The 15,610-nt window shown below is 48.8% G+C and carries 9 protein-coding genes; 3 read left to right on the top strand and 6 right to left on the bottom strand.

Going from position 1 to position 15,610, the window contains the following annotated elements; translation table 11 throughout:
* Positions 1-134: 134 nt before the first annotated feature.
* Entirely contained in the window at positions 135-890 is a 756-nt protein-coding gene (locus J7439_RS04175) for an enoyl-CoA hydratase-related protein (protein ID WP_209200569.1), read from the bottom strand.
* Positions 891-1,276: 386 nt separating this feature from the next.
* On the opposite strand from J7439_RS04175, the gene J7439_RS04170 reads away from it, so the two are divergent.
* Positions 1,277-1,564, top strand: a complete 288-nt coding sequence (locus J7439_RS04170; protein WP_209200568.1) for a hypothetical protein — start codon at positions 1,277-1,279, stop codon at positions 1,562-1,564.
* A 294-nt stretch (positions 1,565-1,858) separates the two neighbouring features.
* Positions 1,859-4,942, top strand: a complete 3,084-nt coding sequence (locus tag J7439_RS04165; RefSeq protein WP_209200567.1) for a DUF4116 domain-containing protein — start codon at positions 1,859-1,861, stop codon at positions 4,940-4,942.
* A 12-nt stretch (positions 4,943-4,954) separates the two neighbouring features.
* Here the strand turns inward: J7439_RS04165 and J7439_RS04160 are convergent, their stop codons facing one another.
* The gene (locus J7439_RS04160) at positions 4,955-6,460 is read right to left on the bottom strand and encodes a S1C family serine protease (RefSeq protein ID WP_209200566.1); all 1,506 of its coding nucleotides are present in this window, start codon (positions 6,458-6,460) and stop codon (positions 4,955-4,957) included.
* Between the two features lie 204 nt (positions 6,461-6,664).
* Here J7439_RS04160 and J7439_RS04155 point away from each other — a divergent pair, with 204 nt between their 5' ends.
* A complete protein-coding gene (locus tag J7439_RS04155; protein WP_209200565.1) occupies positions 6,665-7,609 on the top strand; it encodes an HAD-IIA family hydrolase in 945 nt (314 codons plus the stop codon).
* A gap of 110 nt (positions 7,610-7,719) precedes the next feature.
* Here J7439_RS04155 and J7439_RS04150 read toward each other — a convergent pair whose 3' ends face one another.
* The 4 genes from J7439_RS04150 to J7439_RS04135 all read right to left on the bottom strand — a co-directional run bounded on the left by J7439_RS04150 (position 7,720) and on the right by J7439_RS04135 (position 15,531).
* Entirely contained in the window at positions 7,720-10,329 is a 2,610-nt protein-coding gene (locus J7439_RS04150) for a hypothetical protein (RefSeq protein ID WP_209200564.1), read from the bottom strand.
* A 108-nt stretch (positions 10,330-10,437) separates the two neighbouring features.
* On the bottom strand, positions 10,438-11,670 hold the full coding sequence (locus J7439_RS04145; RefSeq protein ID WP_209200563.1) for a hypothetical protein: 1,233 nt from the start codon (positions 11,668-11,670) through the stop codon (positions 10,438-10,440).
* 138 nt (positions 11,671-11,808) lie between these two features.
* Positions 11,809-12,774, bottom strand: a complete 966-nt coding sequence (locus J7439_RS04140; protein WP_209200562.1) for an LDL receptor domain-containing protein — start codon at positions 12,772-12,774, stop codon at positions 11,809-11,811.
* 60 nt (positions 12,775-12,834) lie between these two features.
* Positions 12,835-15,531 (bottom strand): SEL1-like repeat protein, encoded by a 2,697-nt coding sequence (locus J7439_RS04135; protein WP_209200561.1) that lies wholly within the window; start codon positions 15,529-15,531, stop codon positions 12,835-12,837.
* Positions 15,532-15,610 lie beyond the last annotated feature (79 nt).

Genomic DNA, 15,610 nt, shown 5'->3' with positions numbered 1-15,610 from the left:
TGGCTGCGCAGTTTACCTGCAGAAGGTAAAATGTTGATGACTGGCAGCTCCCGCACTGCTGGCTACCAGTGGCGATACCATGGCAACCAGAATCCCTATCAAGAACCATAACCATACTGTCTCAGTATACCTGACTAAGACTTACCGGAAAAAAAGGCCGCCATTACCTGTCGGGCTTCTTCGGACACCATTCGCTCAGCAAAGATGATCGCTTCATCATCAATGCGTTGTTGAACATCGCTGCGACGGTTCCGGGTAATCAGCTGTTTGGTCAGCAACAGTGCTTCACGGGGCTTTGCTGCCAGTTCTTTAGCTTTTGCCAGGGCAAATTCAAAGACTTCTTCATTGGCTATTACCGCATTGGCAATGCCATATTCATGGGCACGCCGGGCATCAAAGAAATCACCCAGCATCAGCAATTCTGAAGCCCGCTGTCGTCCCATAATATCCGGCAACAGCAAACTGGAGGCAGCTTCCGGCACCACAGCGAGATTCACAAAAGGCAAACGCAGCCGGGTGTTTTCCCCCACATAAACCAAATCACAATGGAGCAATAACGTCACGCCGATACCCACCGCAATACCGCTGACTGCTGCCACTATCGGCTTTTTCTGTACCGCGAGCTGGCGCAGCATTTTTATGGCTGCCGGTTGTTCAGAGGTGTCCCGGGTCAGAAAGTCCTTAAGGTCATTGCCAGCAGTAAACATATCAGGCTGGGCAGCAAAGAGAATCACTTTAACACTGTCATCCTGATCAGCACCGATCAGTGCGTCAAGAATGGCTGCGTACATCGCAGAGGTCAGCGCATTCTTTTTCTCAGTGCGGTTGAAGCGTATCGTCAGGATACCCTCCTGCTGTTCGATCAGTATATGTTTCTGCTGATCTGACATGGCTCATACTCCCTAACACTTTATTGTCATTATTCTGTCGTTCATATTCTATTACAGCTGTTTGCCAATTGGCAGTAGAGAAAATAGCCATCTGTTGTGTGGTTAGCGGGGAATGGATTATAAGTGTTTATATAGGCTCCTTGCCTCTGCATCAGGGAGCATTCTGGTAGCGTTCTCTCTTATGCTCCCTTTCGCGCTTTACACAGGCAGGATCCTGATGGAGTATCCTTTTGCGCTCCCTCCGGCGCTCTAAACAATCGGAATCTTTACGAGGCTTCTTTTTTTGTGGAACTTATCGGTATCTGGCCGGTCGTAAATAAGGCATTGCCATGAATGCGAATATACCTACACACCAATTTACACAATAAATTCAAGGAGCACCTGCGATGATTCCACAATCCACCCAAATCCCCGCAAGCCCAATTCCACCCGAGCTCAGCACCGCAAGCGACGTTCAAACTTCACACCCCCCCGTCCCCCCGGAACTAAAACAGCTTCAGGACTCTTTTGCCGATCGGTTAAGCCTGGCAAAAAGTGAGTTATCCAAGAACCCTGAGGCGCAACAGGCACTCACCGAAAGGCTGGTGGACCGTTTTGGCATTTTTCGCGACAGTGAAAGCGACAGGGAGAATAATATGAAAAAATCTGTTTATACCCGGAATCATGAGAGTTAATGGAGAACAACAGACGCCGGGTATGTATTCCCACGGGGACCATGGGAACGAGGTGCCTGTGTATGCATAACAACGCCTGGCTGCACTTTATATAATGGCGATGTAAAAAGCTATGAAAGCCAGCGCCTTAAGGATGAGGAAGATGGTGGTGTCCGTGTTTCCGGCTGCCCCTTGTTTTTCACTCGCTATTTCCAGATGCAACTATGATTTCTGGAATTTTTTGCTAACTTTGTGGTCATAATTTATTTCAATAACCTATTAACAGAAAGCGTATTATTACAGAGTTGTCAGCAAATGAATATTTCAGGGAGCCCATCTCCCACTATTGATCAAAACCCGAAAGAAACTCGGGAACATCAACCCCAGCTGATGGATCGATTCGGGGATTCATCAGGTCAACTCTGGCGCAAACACATTGTTAGAGAGGCTTCAGGGGCTTGTGTACAGAGCGACTTATCCGTCGAAAATACGCCTTATCCTTCTGCCAATACAGCCCCCCCTATGGCATGGTCCCGTGTGCAAGCCTGCCGCGGTGCCACCCATGACCTGCCACAAGGCAATCTTGGTGATGAATTAAAAGCGTTGCTGCAAACAGTCGCCGAATGCACGGACAAACAGCAGCCATTGCCCGTCAGTGACTATAAAACATTTATCAAATACTTCGGGGAGTTACCGCCCGGGGCCAGGCCGGATCAGCTTGATAGTGAAGATTACTTTTTAAAAATCAAAAAGGATCCTGGTTATTTTAGTGAAGTACCCCTGGAAAAGTTAACACCAGAAATGTGTATACAGGCATTTGTAAAAGCGCCTTATTCGAATATACAGCACATACCCGACAGTATGAAAACCAACGAGTTGTGTCGAGCTTTGGTCATTAATGTGTTTGATGCCATTAGTAATGTACCTGGTGAGATAATCAAACAATGGCTGAACGATGGTTTTTTTGACTTCCTCCTTGAAAAATATAAAGGAGCCATTAAATACATTCCCGAAACAGCAAGAACTGATGCACACTTTGAAATTGCCTGCAGAAAATCCCACGTTGCGCTGAATTATTACCCGGAGAACAAGCCCGTTAGTGACCGATTATTAACCATTGCCATCGAACACACCGGGGCCCTGAAATTTTACCCGGACCATAAAAAAACAGCAGAACTTTGTGAGGTAGCCTGTCGACGTAATGGATTAGCATTAGAGTATGTTCCTGAACAACTGAAGACCGCCGAATTATGCCAACTGGCTGTTGATAATAATGCCAGAGCCCTCGAATTCATTCCGGAAGCCGTCAAAACATTCGATATGTATCTGGCAGCTGCTAAAGGTGGAAAATTATCCAAGACGCTTCCCAAATTTCTAACGGAAACACAACGAACGGAAATATACCGTACTGCCTGTACCAGTGGATACTCAGTATTGGATGCTATTCCAGAACAATATATTACTGATCATTTCCTCAAATCAGTCATTACCAGCAAAGAGCACAGGGCCAACCCTCTTAAGTTCGCTGCAGCTGACAATCTTTCAAAGTGGGTAGGTGATGATAAGGCGTCTGAGCTGTATGCCCTGGCCGTTAGCCTGTCTCCCGAAGCGCTGCGATATGTACCCATCGACATTAGAAAGGGAGCAATCCTTGATGCGGCGTTAAAAAATAACCTGTCGGCATTCCAACATGTTTCCCAGGAACACCTGAGTTTCAATGAGCGTTGTCTCATGGCAGCCGTTACCAAAGAGATCGTTAAACAACCTTCATATTCGAAGGAGAAAACCCTGTTATTCAGATTGATCAAGCTTAATAAATTACCCTATGTACCAACGGATGTTCAGTTGCAGTTTTTAACCTGTCCCGAGATTTCACTGGAAGACAAAATAAGCTTCATTGAATCATTAGATGCCCCGACTTATACCTTTCCAGACAGGGTCCTGGCGGCACCACTGATCAGCCAGCAGTCTCCTTTACCGATCTCATGTACCAATCTATTTTTGATACCCCTGATTTCAACCGCTCACCAGGTTACCGGATTTGCGCTGCCCAATGCCGTTGATGGGGAGCACGTCAACCGGTATATCGCCGAAAATATGCCGTCATCGTTCGGGCTGAAGGATGTCCCCGAAGAACTTGGCCAGGCAAACAAATCAGCAATCCGGATGGTCGGTGGGCGGACGATGCAATGTCTGCAAGCCGGTGGCCAGGCCACCTATTTTAAATTCCAGAGAGCCGGGGAACCCCTTGAGACGCTGGCCAGGGAAGGCCTGCTTTATCAAGTCATCGCCAATACTTCCGAGCTGGCAGGTAAATTTAACAGTGTGCTACCAAAATACCGCGACTTTATGCAGCTCCCCCTGGGCAAAGACCTGGAGTACCTGATTAACCAGTTTGATGACCCGGTGGAGATCACCGAAAGCCATGGCCAGCGATACATCAATGTCTTTTGCTACACAGCACCCGTCGCCTATGCCCGGTATGCCCATTCGCCAGACACAGCAGAAGACTGCCCCTGGAAGCGCCCGGAGCAGGGCATCCTCAGGGCCTGTCACGATGCGGGTTACATGACCAGCATGGGATTGGTGCCGACCAGTATGCTGCAGTGCCTGCACAACACTGAGGCCGGCCGTGGCTGGGTCGCCTTGCATTCGGCCATGAATCTGATCACTGACAACGTACACGCTGGCAAATTAACAGCATGGAACACTCAGGCCACCGAAAAGATTGATTTTGGTCACTGTGGCATGCGTGACCTGGGTGATTATGAAACCTTTGGCCATATCCACAGCTGTTTACGACAGAAAGACACGCTTGAAACCTGTTATATGCCCAAGGTCTCACAACGCATTGCCCTGGCCAACAGTATCTGCGAAATCATTGTGTCGGCGGTACTGGTAAGGTCACGCTTACGTCAGGGCTTTGCCGGCTATCACTACAAAAACCCTCAGGCACTTAACGAAACAGCCGCATTTGTTGAATTGGCCTGCAACCAGTTTTTGTTGGGGCTTATGCCCGCAGCAGATACGCCGATCAACCTACGGTTTCTCCTTGGACGGGACGATGACGAGTATCAGGCCTGGCTTGTCCGGGTCGCGCAGGAAATACTCTACTGGACCGCATTGCAGCCGGATGCTCCCGGCTTTGCCCGGCCCCCTCTGGGGGAGTATGACCCGACTGACTGCTATATGAACCACATAAATGATCAGCACCTCAGCGAAGCGCTCTACCCTGATGACGCTTATACCTGCACACTTAACGCGAATTTTTATGATATTTATGGCCGGTTAATCCTTGGAGCCGATTTCTCAACATTTCCACTGATATCGTTAATGAATGGGCTGACCAAAATGTGCACTGATATACTGAAACAGCTGAATCATTCAGGCAGGCGATAAAATGTTAAACATTCATGACTTCCTCACTTTTGCAGGTATTACCACCTGCAGCACTGCATTTTTTGTACGGAAGTTTTTAGAGCGATCATGCTGAATGCCGTTAAGCCACATGACCTCCCCATTAACGATATCTGCCAGGTGAGTGTTCAGGACAATTTTCTCCAGCCCCCTGTAACCGGTGTTGAGTTCCAGAAAATCCTCCTCTGTCGATTCGATCAGGTTGACCAGCTGCCTGAGGTTTCTGACTTTTTCCGAGCCAACACTGTCAACCCTTCTCAGAAAGATATTGTGATAACCCCGGTTGGCCTCATGGGGCAAGACTTTCAGAATGACAACCACTTCATCTTCATTGGCAAACCGGAAATTATTGAGCAATACCGGCGTCAGGCCTGCATAGGAAATCAGGTCATGTCCAGCCCCCATCAGCAGCTCCCGGGTCACTTTGGTAAACACCAGTCCCTGATAGATAAAGTATGAAGGAGCAGACTGACCATCAAAGCCGAGCAACAAATCATTATTGACCGGCTGAGAAAGCGTAACCGTCAGATCCAGCACCTGTTTGTCACGAATAACCCGAACGCCAAGCTCCTCTCCAACCTGCCGTGAGTGCACCACATAATCCATGGAAACCCGCTCACTGCCCCGGAACACAATGGTTTTATCATGGCCAACGGCATACCCGTCCAGCTCCAGGATAACATCATCCGGCTGCAGCACACCGTCAGCCGCAGAACCCGGTATGACATGGCGAACCAGAACGCCGTTGTTTTCTTTTACCCCATAGACTGTTTTAAAAAAGCCATTTTCAAGCTCTTCCGTTTCAATCCCAAGGCTGGGAATCCCACTGTAATGCCCGTCAGCAATGTCCTGTAAAAAGTGTCTTATGATATTTACCGGCACAATATGGGCGATATTACTGGCTTCGAAAGGACTGTACCCCTGCATTAACACTCCAATGATCTCGCCATTAACCACGGCAGGGCCGCCACTGTTGCCCGGGTTACTGGCGGCATCAATTTGCCCGGCCAGAAATGAGAAGCCGGAATTACTGTAAGGTTGATATTCCAGACGGGACAGAACCCCCTTGGTTGCACTGATCGTATCGCCACCAATGGGATAGCCAAGCAGCATCAAATCCGTTTGCAGAGGGGGCAGCTTACCCAGGGGAATAGGGGTGGTACCGCTGAAAAACAGCGCATTCTCATGGTCATGGAAGGGGACCAGCAAGGCCAGGTCCAACTCGTGGGAAACCCACAGGGGCCTGAGTTTATAACGGTCCGTCTGACCATTTTTCCTGCCTTCAATATAGGTATGGGCACTGACTACATGGCTGTTGGTCAGAACAACCCTCTGGTCACTGTCTGGCAGCTGGATAATGGCACCGGAACCATACTTCTGCCTTGGGCCAACGTTGCTCCATGGATTCTGGTGGTCATATTGGTTGAATGAGGTATAGATTTTGATGATCGAATCCCTGACGCCCTGATCTTCTGAATATACCGGCAAAGACTGCGTCATTAGCGGACCGGCCGTATTGCCATATATCGAGACGGCAAGCAACAGAAAACAAAGGGCTTTAACAATGCAATTCAGCCTCACAACCAAACACCTCAAGGGCTAAAGAAAGAACATTTCAAATTAGCACAAAAAAAATATCCTGCTTGTATGGAAGGCTTTATAGATATTTGCCTGTCGGACATCTGATATAATCAGGTGCATTGAATGACGTTCATTTTCAGCATCAGGCAACGCTCTATGATTGTTCTTTCTCCCGACTCTTTGAACGAGATATACGCCCGTCATCCTGACTGGTATCCAGCCATTGCCAACCCGCAGTCTGCCCCGGTGTTTATTGATGGACTGGCAGATATCATGGCGCAATTTGACCTGATCCTGCTGGACTCCTACGGTGTCCTCTGCCGGGGTAGCACGCCCATTGAAGGTGCCGCTGAGGCAATTCAGCAGCTAAGGGCAAACAATATCCCATTCTGCGTTGTTTCCAACGACACCCTGACCAACCGATCCGTTGCCGCAGAAAAGTATCAATCCCGGGGGTTTGATTTCACCGCAGATGAAGTACTGACCAGTCTGGATATCACTGAACAGTACCTGCAAGGGCTCACGAACCGTAACCGTATTGGCGTTATTGCACCATTGGAGCACCCTTCCAACCATCTGCTGGAAGGCATGGTCCGGCTGAATGGCTGTAATGGCGAGATTCCGGAAAATATTGATACCCTGCTGTTTCTGACCGGTGCAGGCTGGACGGCAAAAATGCAGGAAAACATGGTCACTACGGCCAATGGGCGTCAGTTTGAACTGCTGGTCGGCAACCCGGATATCGGCGCACCCCATGGTGACCATGTCACCGCAACACCGGGTTACTTTATCGCTGACCTGGTAGAGCAAACCATTCAAAAGGCAAAACCTGTGCTGTTCGGCAAGCCCGATCCTGTCATTTTTTCAATGGCTATCAAGCAACATCAGATTACCAACCCATCCAGAGTCCTGATGGTCGGGGATACCCTTTATACCGATATTCTGGGAGGCAATGCCATGGGATTCAAAACATTGTTACTGCAGTGCGGGGTTTACCAGAATGAGGATATTATGGAAGTCATTGCCAGCACGGGAATAAGTCCTCACTTTGTAGCGCCGGGCCTGTAACGTACTGAACATCAGGGAATGGTTTGACCAGCGAACCATCCCTGATAACGATCAGCAGACGACACAACATCACGATGATGGCTTCTTTCACCCCATAAGGTAGTGATAAATTATTCATCGCCATCGTTGCCGGATTGTTTTTCATTATTAAAACCCAATTGAATGGTATCCAATCTTTTTAACGCCTGACCAAGTGCAGCATGCTTGCTTTTCAAATCAGCAGACTGGGATTCAAGTTCAGCCGACTGAATTTCAAAATTATCCATTTCATTCTGAATACCCTCCAGATCACCGCCTTTGCTTGTGGCTTTATCAAGCTTTTCCTGACACTTTTTAATGGATTTTTGAACAGAAGCATGCTGCTTATCCATAGCGGTATATTGCACCTTCATGTCGGCACACTGCCTTTTGGGATCTGAATATTGGTTAACCAGCTTAATATCCATATCGAATTGAATTTTATAATACATGTTTAACGCTTTATTAAAATCCATATACTCCTGTTTTAGTGCATCAGATTGCCTGGCAATGTCAGCAGACTCTCTTTTCAGGTCATTCATTTTATTCTGAACATCCTCAAGAGGTTTGCTTTTATTTTTACTTTTGCCTTTATTTTTACTTTCAGCTTTATCAAGCTTTTTCTGACATTCCTGAATCGATTTCTGAACAGAGGCATGTTGCTTATCCAGGTCGTTACACTGCTTCTGCAGATAGGCACATTGCATCTCCGGATCTTCATAACTGGTGACCAGCTTGATCTGATCATGTACCGGCTTCATCGATTCTTTGAGCGCTTCGGCCCTGGCTAACACTTTTCTGTGTTTGAGTATATCAACACCATCGCTACCATTTTCCTCGTAAGCTTCCATCACTTTATTTAAATGTTTTCTGTTATCCCTTAAATCTTTACACTGCTGTTCATAATGCTTTGCCAAATTTTTAAGCTTGTTACCAACATTCTGTTCCCGGGCATTGAGCGTATCCAGCAAGCCCTTCATATTTGTTTTGAAGTTCGGATGCCCTATCGTTGCATTTGAATAACGTCGAAATGTTTGTGAGAGATGTTTTGCCAGCCATTCAAGCCTTAATTCTTTACGGAAACCACGCACAAACTGCGGATCTTTCAGGTATTTCAGCGTTTGCAGATACTCCCTGTCATTGAGATGCTCCATATCATCCAGCTTGTCCAGATATTCTGAAGAATCCCGATCTTCCTGATAACCCACTTTTTCCAGATGTTTTTGCAGTGCCGGGTGTTTTTCCAGGTGTTCCTGTGCTGCAGAAGACCCCATACCTATTGTTTCAACGGCTGCTTCAAGCGCAGAAACATACGCACTGTCGTTAATGTATGGATCAACCATTGGCTCACTGCCGTTATGTCCCAGAATACTCAGTTCCTCAAATAAAGTGGCCTTTAATGTCTGGATCTGCTTCTGTAAAGCATGGGTTTCCTCCATTGCCTCCTTTGCCCACTGGGCCCTTTCCAGTTCTTCCACAAACAATTTTTTTGCGGCAGCATATTGGCTGGCGGTGGATAACGACACTTCAGACTTAAGGCTTTTCACCAGCTCATCAGTACCGTTGAAATCTCCTTCAACCTTTACCATGACAGAATCCATTACAACATCTTTTACAGGTTCCGTTTCCGGTGATTTTTGCTTTCGTCGTACCGGGTGAAGCGGTCTTTTCTGGTGAATAGCCCGGTCTACCATTTCCTGAATAATCTTACCCGCTCCCAGCTTTACCGACTCCACGCCTTCTTTCCAGGGTTTCTCTTTCAGTTCCTGTTGCAGTCTCTTTTTTCCCTTTGAAATCCCCATGGCGGCCTTGCCACTCACCAGATAATGTGCAATTTTACGGTCATCATCATAGTTATTTTCGGCATACACCGCCTCAAGCCTGTCAAGCTCTTCTAAATGCTCACTTTCCCTTCTGCCTTTATCTTCATCCAGTTTTTTTACTGATTTAGCCAGGCGCTGACAGCCAGCAAGCAACTCATCATGATTTGGCAGCCTGGAGGTTTGCACACCAGGGTCAGAGTTCGACCGTTGATTGGCACCGCCTTTATCAATGCCCGTTTTTTGCCTTTGTCGTTTCCTTTTTTTAGATACCTTTTTCAGGGGGCTGGTACTTTCAGGTCGTGCCGGTAGTGGGCGCTCTTGTTGCAGATCTGGAGCATGCGCCCCGGTTTCGGCTTTGGGACCAGGCTCTATCGCTTGAATGGCCCGGCCAGTCAACGAGCTTGCGTCATCCTCAATACCGCTATCGTACTCTCGCTCCCGATTGCTGGCTTTGGGAGAGTGAGGCGGGCTATCAATACTTTCATCCTCACTGATACCCGAATCCTCAGCAACATCGGGGAGTTCTTGGCTTATCTTCCTGTCTTGATGTTTGCTATCCGAAGCAGAGAGAGATTTTTTCATACCCTCTTCTGCCTCACGTTGCTTTGCCCGTCTGCGCATTCTGGCAGAACTATAAGGACCTGACGTGCCAGTGCTGCTATTTTGTTTTTTGATATCTCTATTTTCAATCAGTGTGTCATTTTTTTCACTCAAATCATCTTGAGATACCTGACTCTTTTTAGCGACTTTACTAACCTTGGAAACCCGTGTCCCCCGGTATGTGGCGTTACTGCTTTCTTCCGTTGGCTTTACTGCACCACCTTCACTGCTTGAGGTATTACCCCCAACCGGTCTTTGGCCTTCAATCCCTGGTGGCATGTTTATATCCTGTGATTTTTGATTCCTGTATTTCATCATCGGCTGAAATCAACTGGAGTTCATATCCAGGAGCCTGCCCACATTGGTATGGCACGGTTTTCCCGCCGGTCAAACCAAAGTCTCGTCAATGGCCTCTCTATAGGTTGGGAGCCCCCGGGTTGCCTGCTGGTAGGTAGGTGGCTCAGATGCCTGCTGGAAGGTAGATAACTCAATTGCCTGCTGGTAGGTAGGTAGCTCAGCTGCCTGCATGAAGGCAGATAACTCAGTTGCCTGCTGGTAGGTAGGCAGTTCAGTTGCCTGTTGGTAGGTAGGCAGTTCAGTTGCCTGCTGGTTGAAGGTGGGCAAATGCATTGCCTGCGGGTGGACGGCCCGCTGAGCCTCCGGCCGTTGTTCAGGGCGCTCTGGGGCTGATGGCGTAATATCATCCTGGCGTGTATCAATCGGAACAGGCTGGTGGGGATATCTGAAATAATGCGGCTGTCTTATAGCCATTTGTATAAGCTGACGGGTTGAGGCTTCAGGGTTGGTAGACCGCATAGCCTTAACGCTTCGATAAACGGAAATACAGTAATAAGTAGCTGCGGATGCGCAGCATAAACCAAGCACCACGAATAAGGGAGAAGCGTGCAAGTATCTATCGTACGCTGGTAACGATGTGTCCCCAGTACTGCTTTCAGGTGTCAGCACAGTGGGTGGTGAGGTTTCAGTTGCCTGCGGGGTGTGCTTATCCCCACACCTCCAGTAGTATTCATCCGACCAATCGCCGCAATCGTTAACTGAGTCACACATCTTATTAGAGGGGACACATTTCATACGGCTTGGGCAAAGAAAGTCATCCCTCACTTCACATTGGCTTAACTTGGTACAATCAGCTTCATCATATGAGGGATTACAATCTTCGATGCCGTCACACCTCTTACCACGATGACAAGCCTCAGTAGAAGCGCACCACACTTTTCCATCTTCACATTCCTTCAGAGGATAACCCGAGACCAGCGTCGGCAATGCCAACAGCACCACCAGGCTCTCTTTTAATCCCGGACAGACGAGACCAATCTCCGGTGAATCCATTATTTGCTGAAAGGCAAAACCTGCCAGATTGCGTATCAGGCTATTGCCGAGCTGAATGGCTCCTTGAGTGAACTGGCAGATCCGGTAATCAGACAGGGTGCATCCCCGGGTCTTGTTACCCGGGTATACCACTGGACTGGCCGGTACCGTCGAGACGGTTCTGCCATCAGCGGTTCTGTTCATGTAACTGCCACAACTGCAACAAACAGTATCCCGGGCAACAGTCTGTGGGTTGGTCGGGGATGATGGAAGCTGGGATATCGGCTGCATAAGTGTGAGGACCTGGATAGGGTGGATTTTTGAGTGATCTTTTGACCATCCGATAACAGCCAGGTTCACATGGTTTTTATGGCTCCACGGGCATGGCACAGGCTGTCCGGGTGGCAAGGCACAGCTCCTGTCAGCCGTTCAGACCCACAGCGATTTTTGCCTTTCCAGGGTGGTGGCTGTTGACTCCTGAGGTTGGCCAGCCCGCGGTTCGGTCGACGCTTGCTCCTGAAACTGTCGGGTTCTCTGTACGGTCATAGCTGGCAGTTCAATTTGAGGCACCCTGTGGTCAACGGCCTGCTGGTATTGTCGAAAATACCCTGGCTTTTTCAGTGCCATAGTCAGTAGCTGACAGGTTGTTGCCTCACTGTTGCCATCTCTGAGCGCCTTGAAACTTTTATAGACACAGGTACCGTAAACAACGGTGAACCCAACGGCCACTGTTGCAGTAGTGATTGCTGCAATTATTTCCGGCGACAGACCACAGGCGTCCTCATCGGATTGATCATGGCAGAAGATGGTGCCATCGCATACCCAGTGGGCTGGAATGCATGTACTGTTGTCACAAAGAAAGGGACGCCCTAATTGTTCGCACCTGGTCGTATTGCAGGATTTTTCATCCGTCCCGTCACGGCAAACGCGTTCACCGGTACATTCCATATCTTTAGGAAAACAGGTAGGCAAGGAGGAGTTCAGGTCACAGGGCGAAGAGTCCATTGAGCAATTGAGGTTCCTGGCAGCCATAGTGGGTAACGCTGACAAAAGTACCAGACTCTCTTTTAAGCCAGGCCATAGCCTGACAACGTCGGGGGCACCGAGTATCTGGCGCAAGGCAAAGCCTGCGGCATTACGCATCAGGCCAGCACCGGCCTGCAGCGCTTCCCCGGCTAATGAGCACACCCGGTAGTCAACCAGTGATTTGATCACGGAACGGTGATCCGCACCTATATGCAGGCCAGGCTGTGTCGCGGAAACTTCTCGATCATTAAAGCTTGTTGTGCGGCAACAGTCGGTGCTATTAGCAACGATCTGTGTACAGGATGAAAGTAATGGTGACGCAGAGCCAGAGGTCAGCATAGATAGTAATTTCGGTTGTTCATTACCCACTATCAGACAACCAGTCTGTGGTTAAGTTCCCGGTTTTTACCATCGATATGCCCCGGAGCCTCAAGGTGTTCGATAGAGGCGCTTTAGTGAGAACCAGCCCCGGTTGAGGGAGGCAATATTTTCACTTCCGGGATACAACAGCCTGAACGTGCTGAAAACATGCCCGAGGCTTCTGGCCTGACAGACAATACCGAACAACCATTCAGTGATCTCAATGGGGGACAGGCTCGTGGTGACCTGTTCCGCAATGTTCAATACATCCACCTCAAAGTTTTCCGGATCCGGTAGCTGCTGGTATTGAATACCTGTTTTTCGGATGATGCTCTGCAGCAGCAAATCCCTTGCCTGGTTCAGGTGCGCAGCGCACGTCTTGACCGTACTTTCCTGCCCATGCCCAACATCCTGAAACAGAGGCTGCTCTGCTGCATTAATATGTTCCCATGCCAGGTGTTCCATCAAGACTTCGCTGCCCTGCTTTCTGCGGATTTTGTCCAGCTTTGGGCTGAGCCAGGCGATCTGCTCTTCATGGGTGTGAATCAATTGTTTTTTCCGGTTGAAAAACTGCTGTAACAGGCTGTGTACCGAACGATCCCATTGACTTGTCAGTCGCTTCCTGACAAAACCGGGCAGGTCTGCCCTGCGCTCTTCATTGGCAACAGGGTTAACAGTTTTCCGGAGCGGTTGTTGGATCGTGTCCTGCTGAACCGCCGGTTGTCTCAAGGCACCAGGGCTGCCCGGGGTTTGATTGGCTGCTGGTGCAGCAGTGTTGCTGTCAGCATCGCTGGTATCATTATCCATGCCCTTATCCTGAAACAGCGCACTTCCATCCGGTGGCTGAAGGTGTCCAGGCTGGCACTGCGGTTGACTGCTGACAGGTTCACGGCGCTGGTGGTCGGCCGGGGCATTTGTCCGTTGACGTGTTCCTTGACGGGTATCTTTATCTCCGTTGATGTATTGCTGAATCTCCTCTGGTGTCAGGCGGCGCAGGTAGCGCGTATCTTTTGCCTTGATTCGGACATATTCAATTTTTGACCGCAAATAATCCTGAAATGACGGGCTGAGATAACCGCTGTCCTCTGTTGCCGCATCCTCGTCGGAGGAATCCACCAGCGTTTGCAGTTGCTGATGCATCTGCTCATAACATCGACAGGCATTGCTGTAATCGCCGATTTCTGCAAACAGGTCACCGGCCCGGAGGTTTAATGGAATAAATTTTCCCCGGCTGGCGGCTTGTTCATACAATGCTGCCGCCTTCTCCGGTGATGGATGGTTAATTAATTGCTGCTCATGGAGCCAGCCCATGAGAAAACAGGCGTAACCATGGAGATTATCCGGTAAGGGCGGTTCGCTGCCCACGGCCTGTTTCAGCAATTGAAAAGCCTCCATCATTTTCTCGTGATGCCGGGGCATATTGTAAATGCGGGTTTTGTCATCAGGTTTGGGGTAGGTCATGACGTTGAAAATATAAGCGAATGCCGTCACCAGGTCCTCAGGTTCCGGAAATGGTATCTGGCCCTTCAGCCAGGTAGCAGACGAAGCGGCCTGCCCCGCTTTTTTGGTTCTGACAAATACTGCATGGCTTTGGCTGGTTGACATATTCTCAGCCGCACCCTGATAGCTCCAGACGTCGAGCCTTTGGGTAACAGCCCTGGTTAATTCCCTGGCCGGTATGGAGCTTAGCTGGTTGGTAAATGAGTTCTCTGAATAGCATTCGTTTATTGTTGCCAACTGATGAACTCTGCGAGCCTGGTCAGCAAAAATGGCAATATGTAATGCCCTGTACAGCACTTCGTGTTCATCGTCTGGCTCGGGAAGATAGCAGGGCTTTTCGCGCAGGGTCTTTAGCAGGAGTTCATATCTGGAAAACAGTAAAACCTGGGAATCAAAGGCTGAATATGGATAATAATTATTTACCGTTGTAAATTGACTGGCTATATCGGCCAGCTGTTGCGTTATGGCAATGGGGGACGCCAGAGGTTCGGTGTTGGGATACAGACCACTGTCAATGAGTAGTTTGAACCAATGATCCGACAGCCGTTTCTGCTGGCCAGAGCGAAATTGTTTTATTTTCTCTACATCACTGGCCTGGCTGATTGTACCGTTGTTCAATGCGTACTGAATAAACCAGGATCTTAGCTGGCTCCGGGCTTTCTCAGCATTCAACAGGTTGGCTGCTGCCCACTGCTTATAAGCTTCCTTACGTTTGCTGCTGGCCTTTTCCAGAAATATGGATGATGCCTCAGCAGGTGCCTTTTTCAGTTGCTGCTCGTGCATCTTCAGAAACCTTTCCGACTCAATCAGGTGACATGCACCCAGTGCCATCATTGCGCCGGGATCCAGGCTAACGAACGAATTCGGTGGGCCAACGATTACAACCCTGCGCTCATTTTCAGTCAGGATGCCTCCGACCTTCTGTTTCGGAAATACTTGATGTACTACCTTGCAGGTGCAGCCGTATGGCAGTTTTATATTCTCTGCCGGACATATGTCACCCCAGAACCACCGGTTAAACTTCTTTATGCCGGACTTATCATCAAGCGCTGGCGAGAAGTTGCTGTTAATGGCAACGTCCAACAGTGTTTTGACCTGCTCAGTGAAAGACCACTGTTGGTTTGCTATGCACATTGACCGAACGACATTATGATCAATACTGACTTTCCTGCCCGCAAAAAAATGCTCTTCGGCAATGGCGTTTGCTTTATCGTCGTGGGCACTGAGGACACTGTCCACAAGTTGGTTATAACTCAGTCTCTCCACAATCTGGTTCCGTACGTAACAGCCATGAGCAAATAAAACTGCTCTTCTGAAAATTGAAAAGCTAATTGAACACACTCTT

This window comes from Salinisphaera sp. G21_0 (genome assembly GCF_017744115.1).
Taxonomy (GTDB): domain Bacteria; phylum Pseudomonadota; class Gammaproteobacteria; order Pseudomonadales; family Endozoicomonadaceae; genus Endozoicomonas.
The sequence above is the reverse complement of the archived record's forward strand: the minus strand, read 5'-3'. Positions and strand labels throughout refer to the sequence as shown.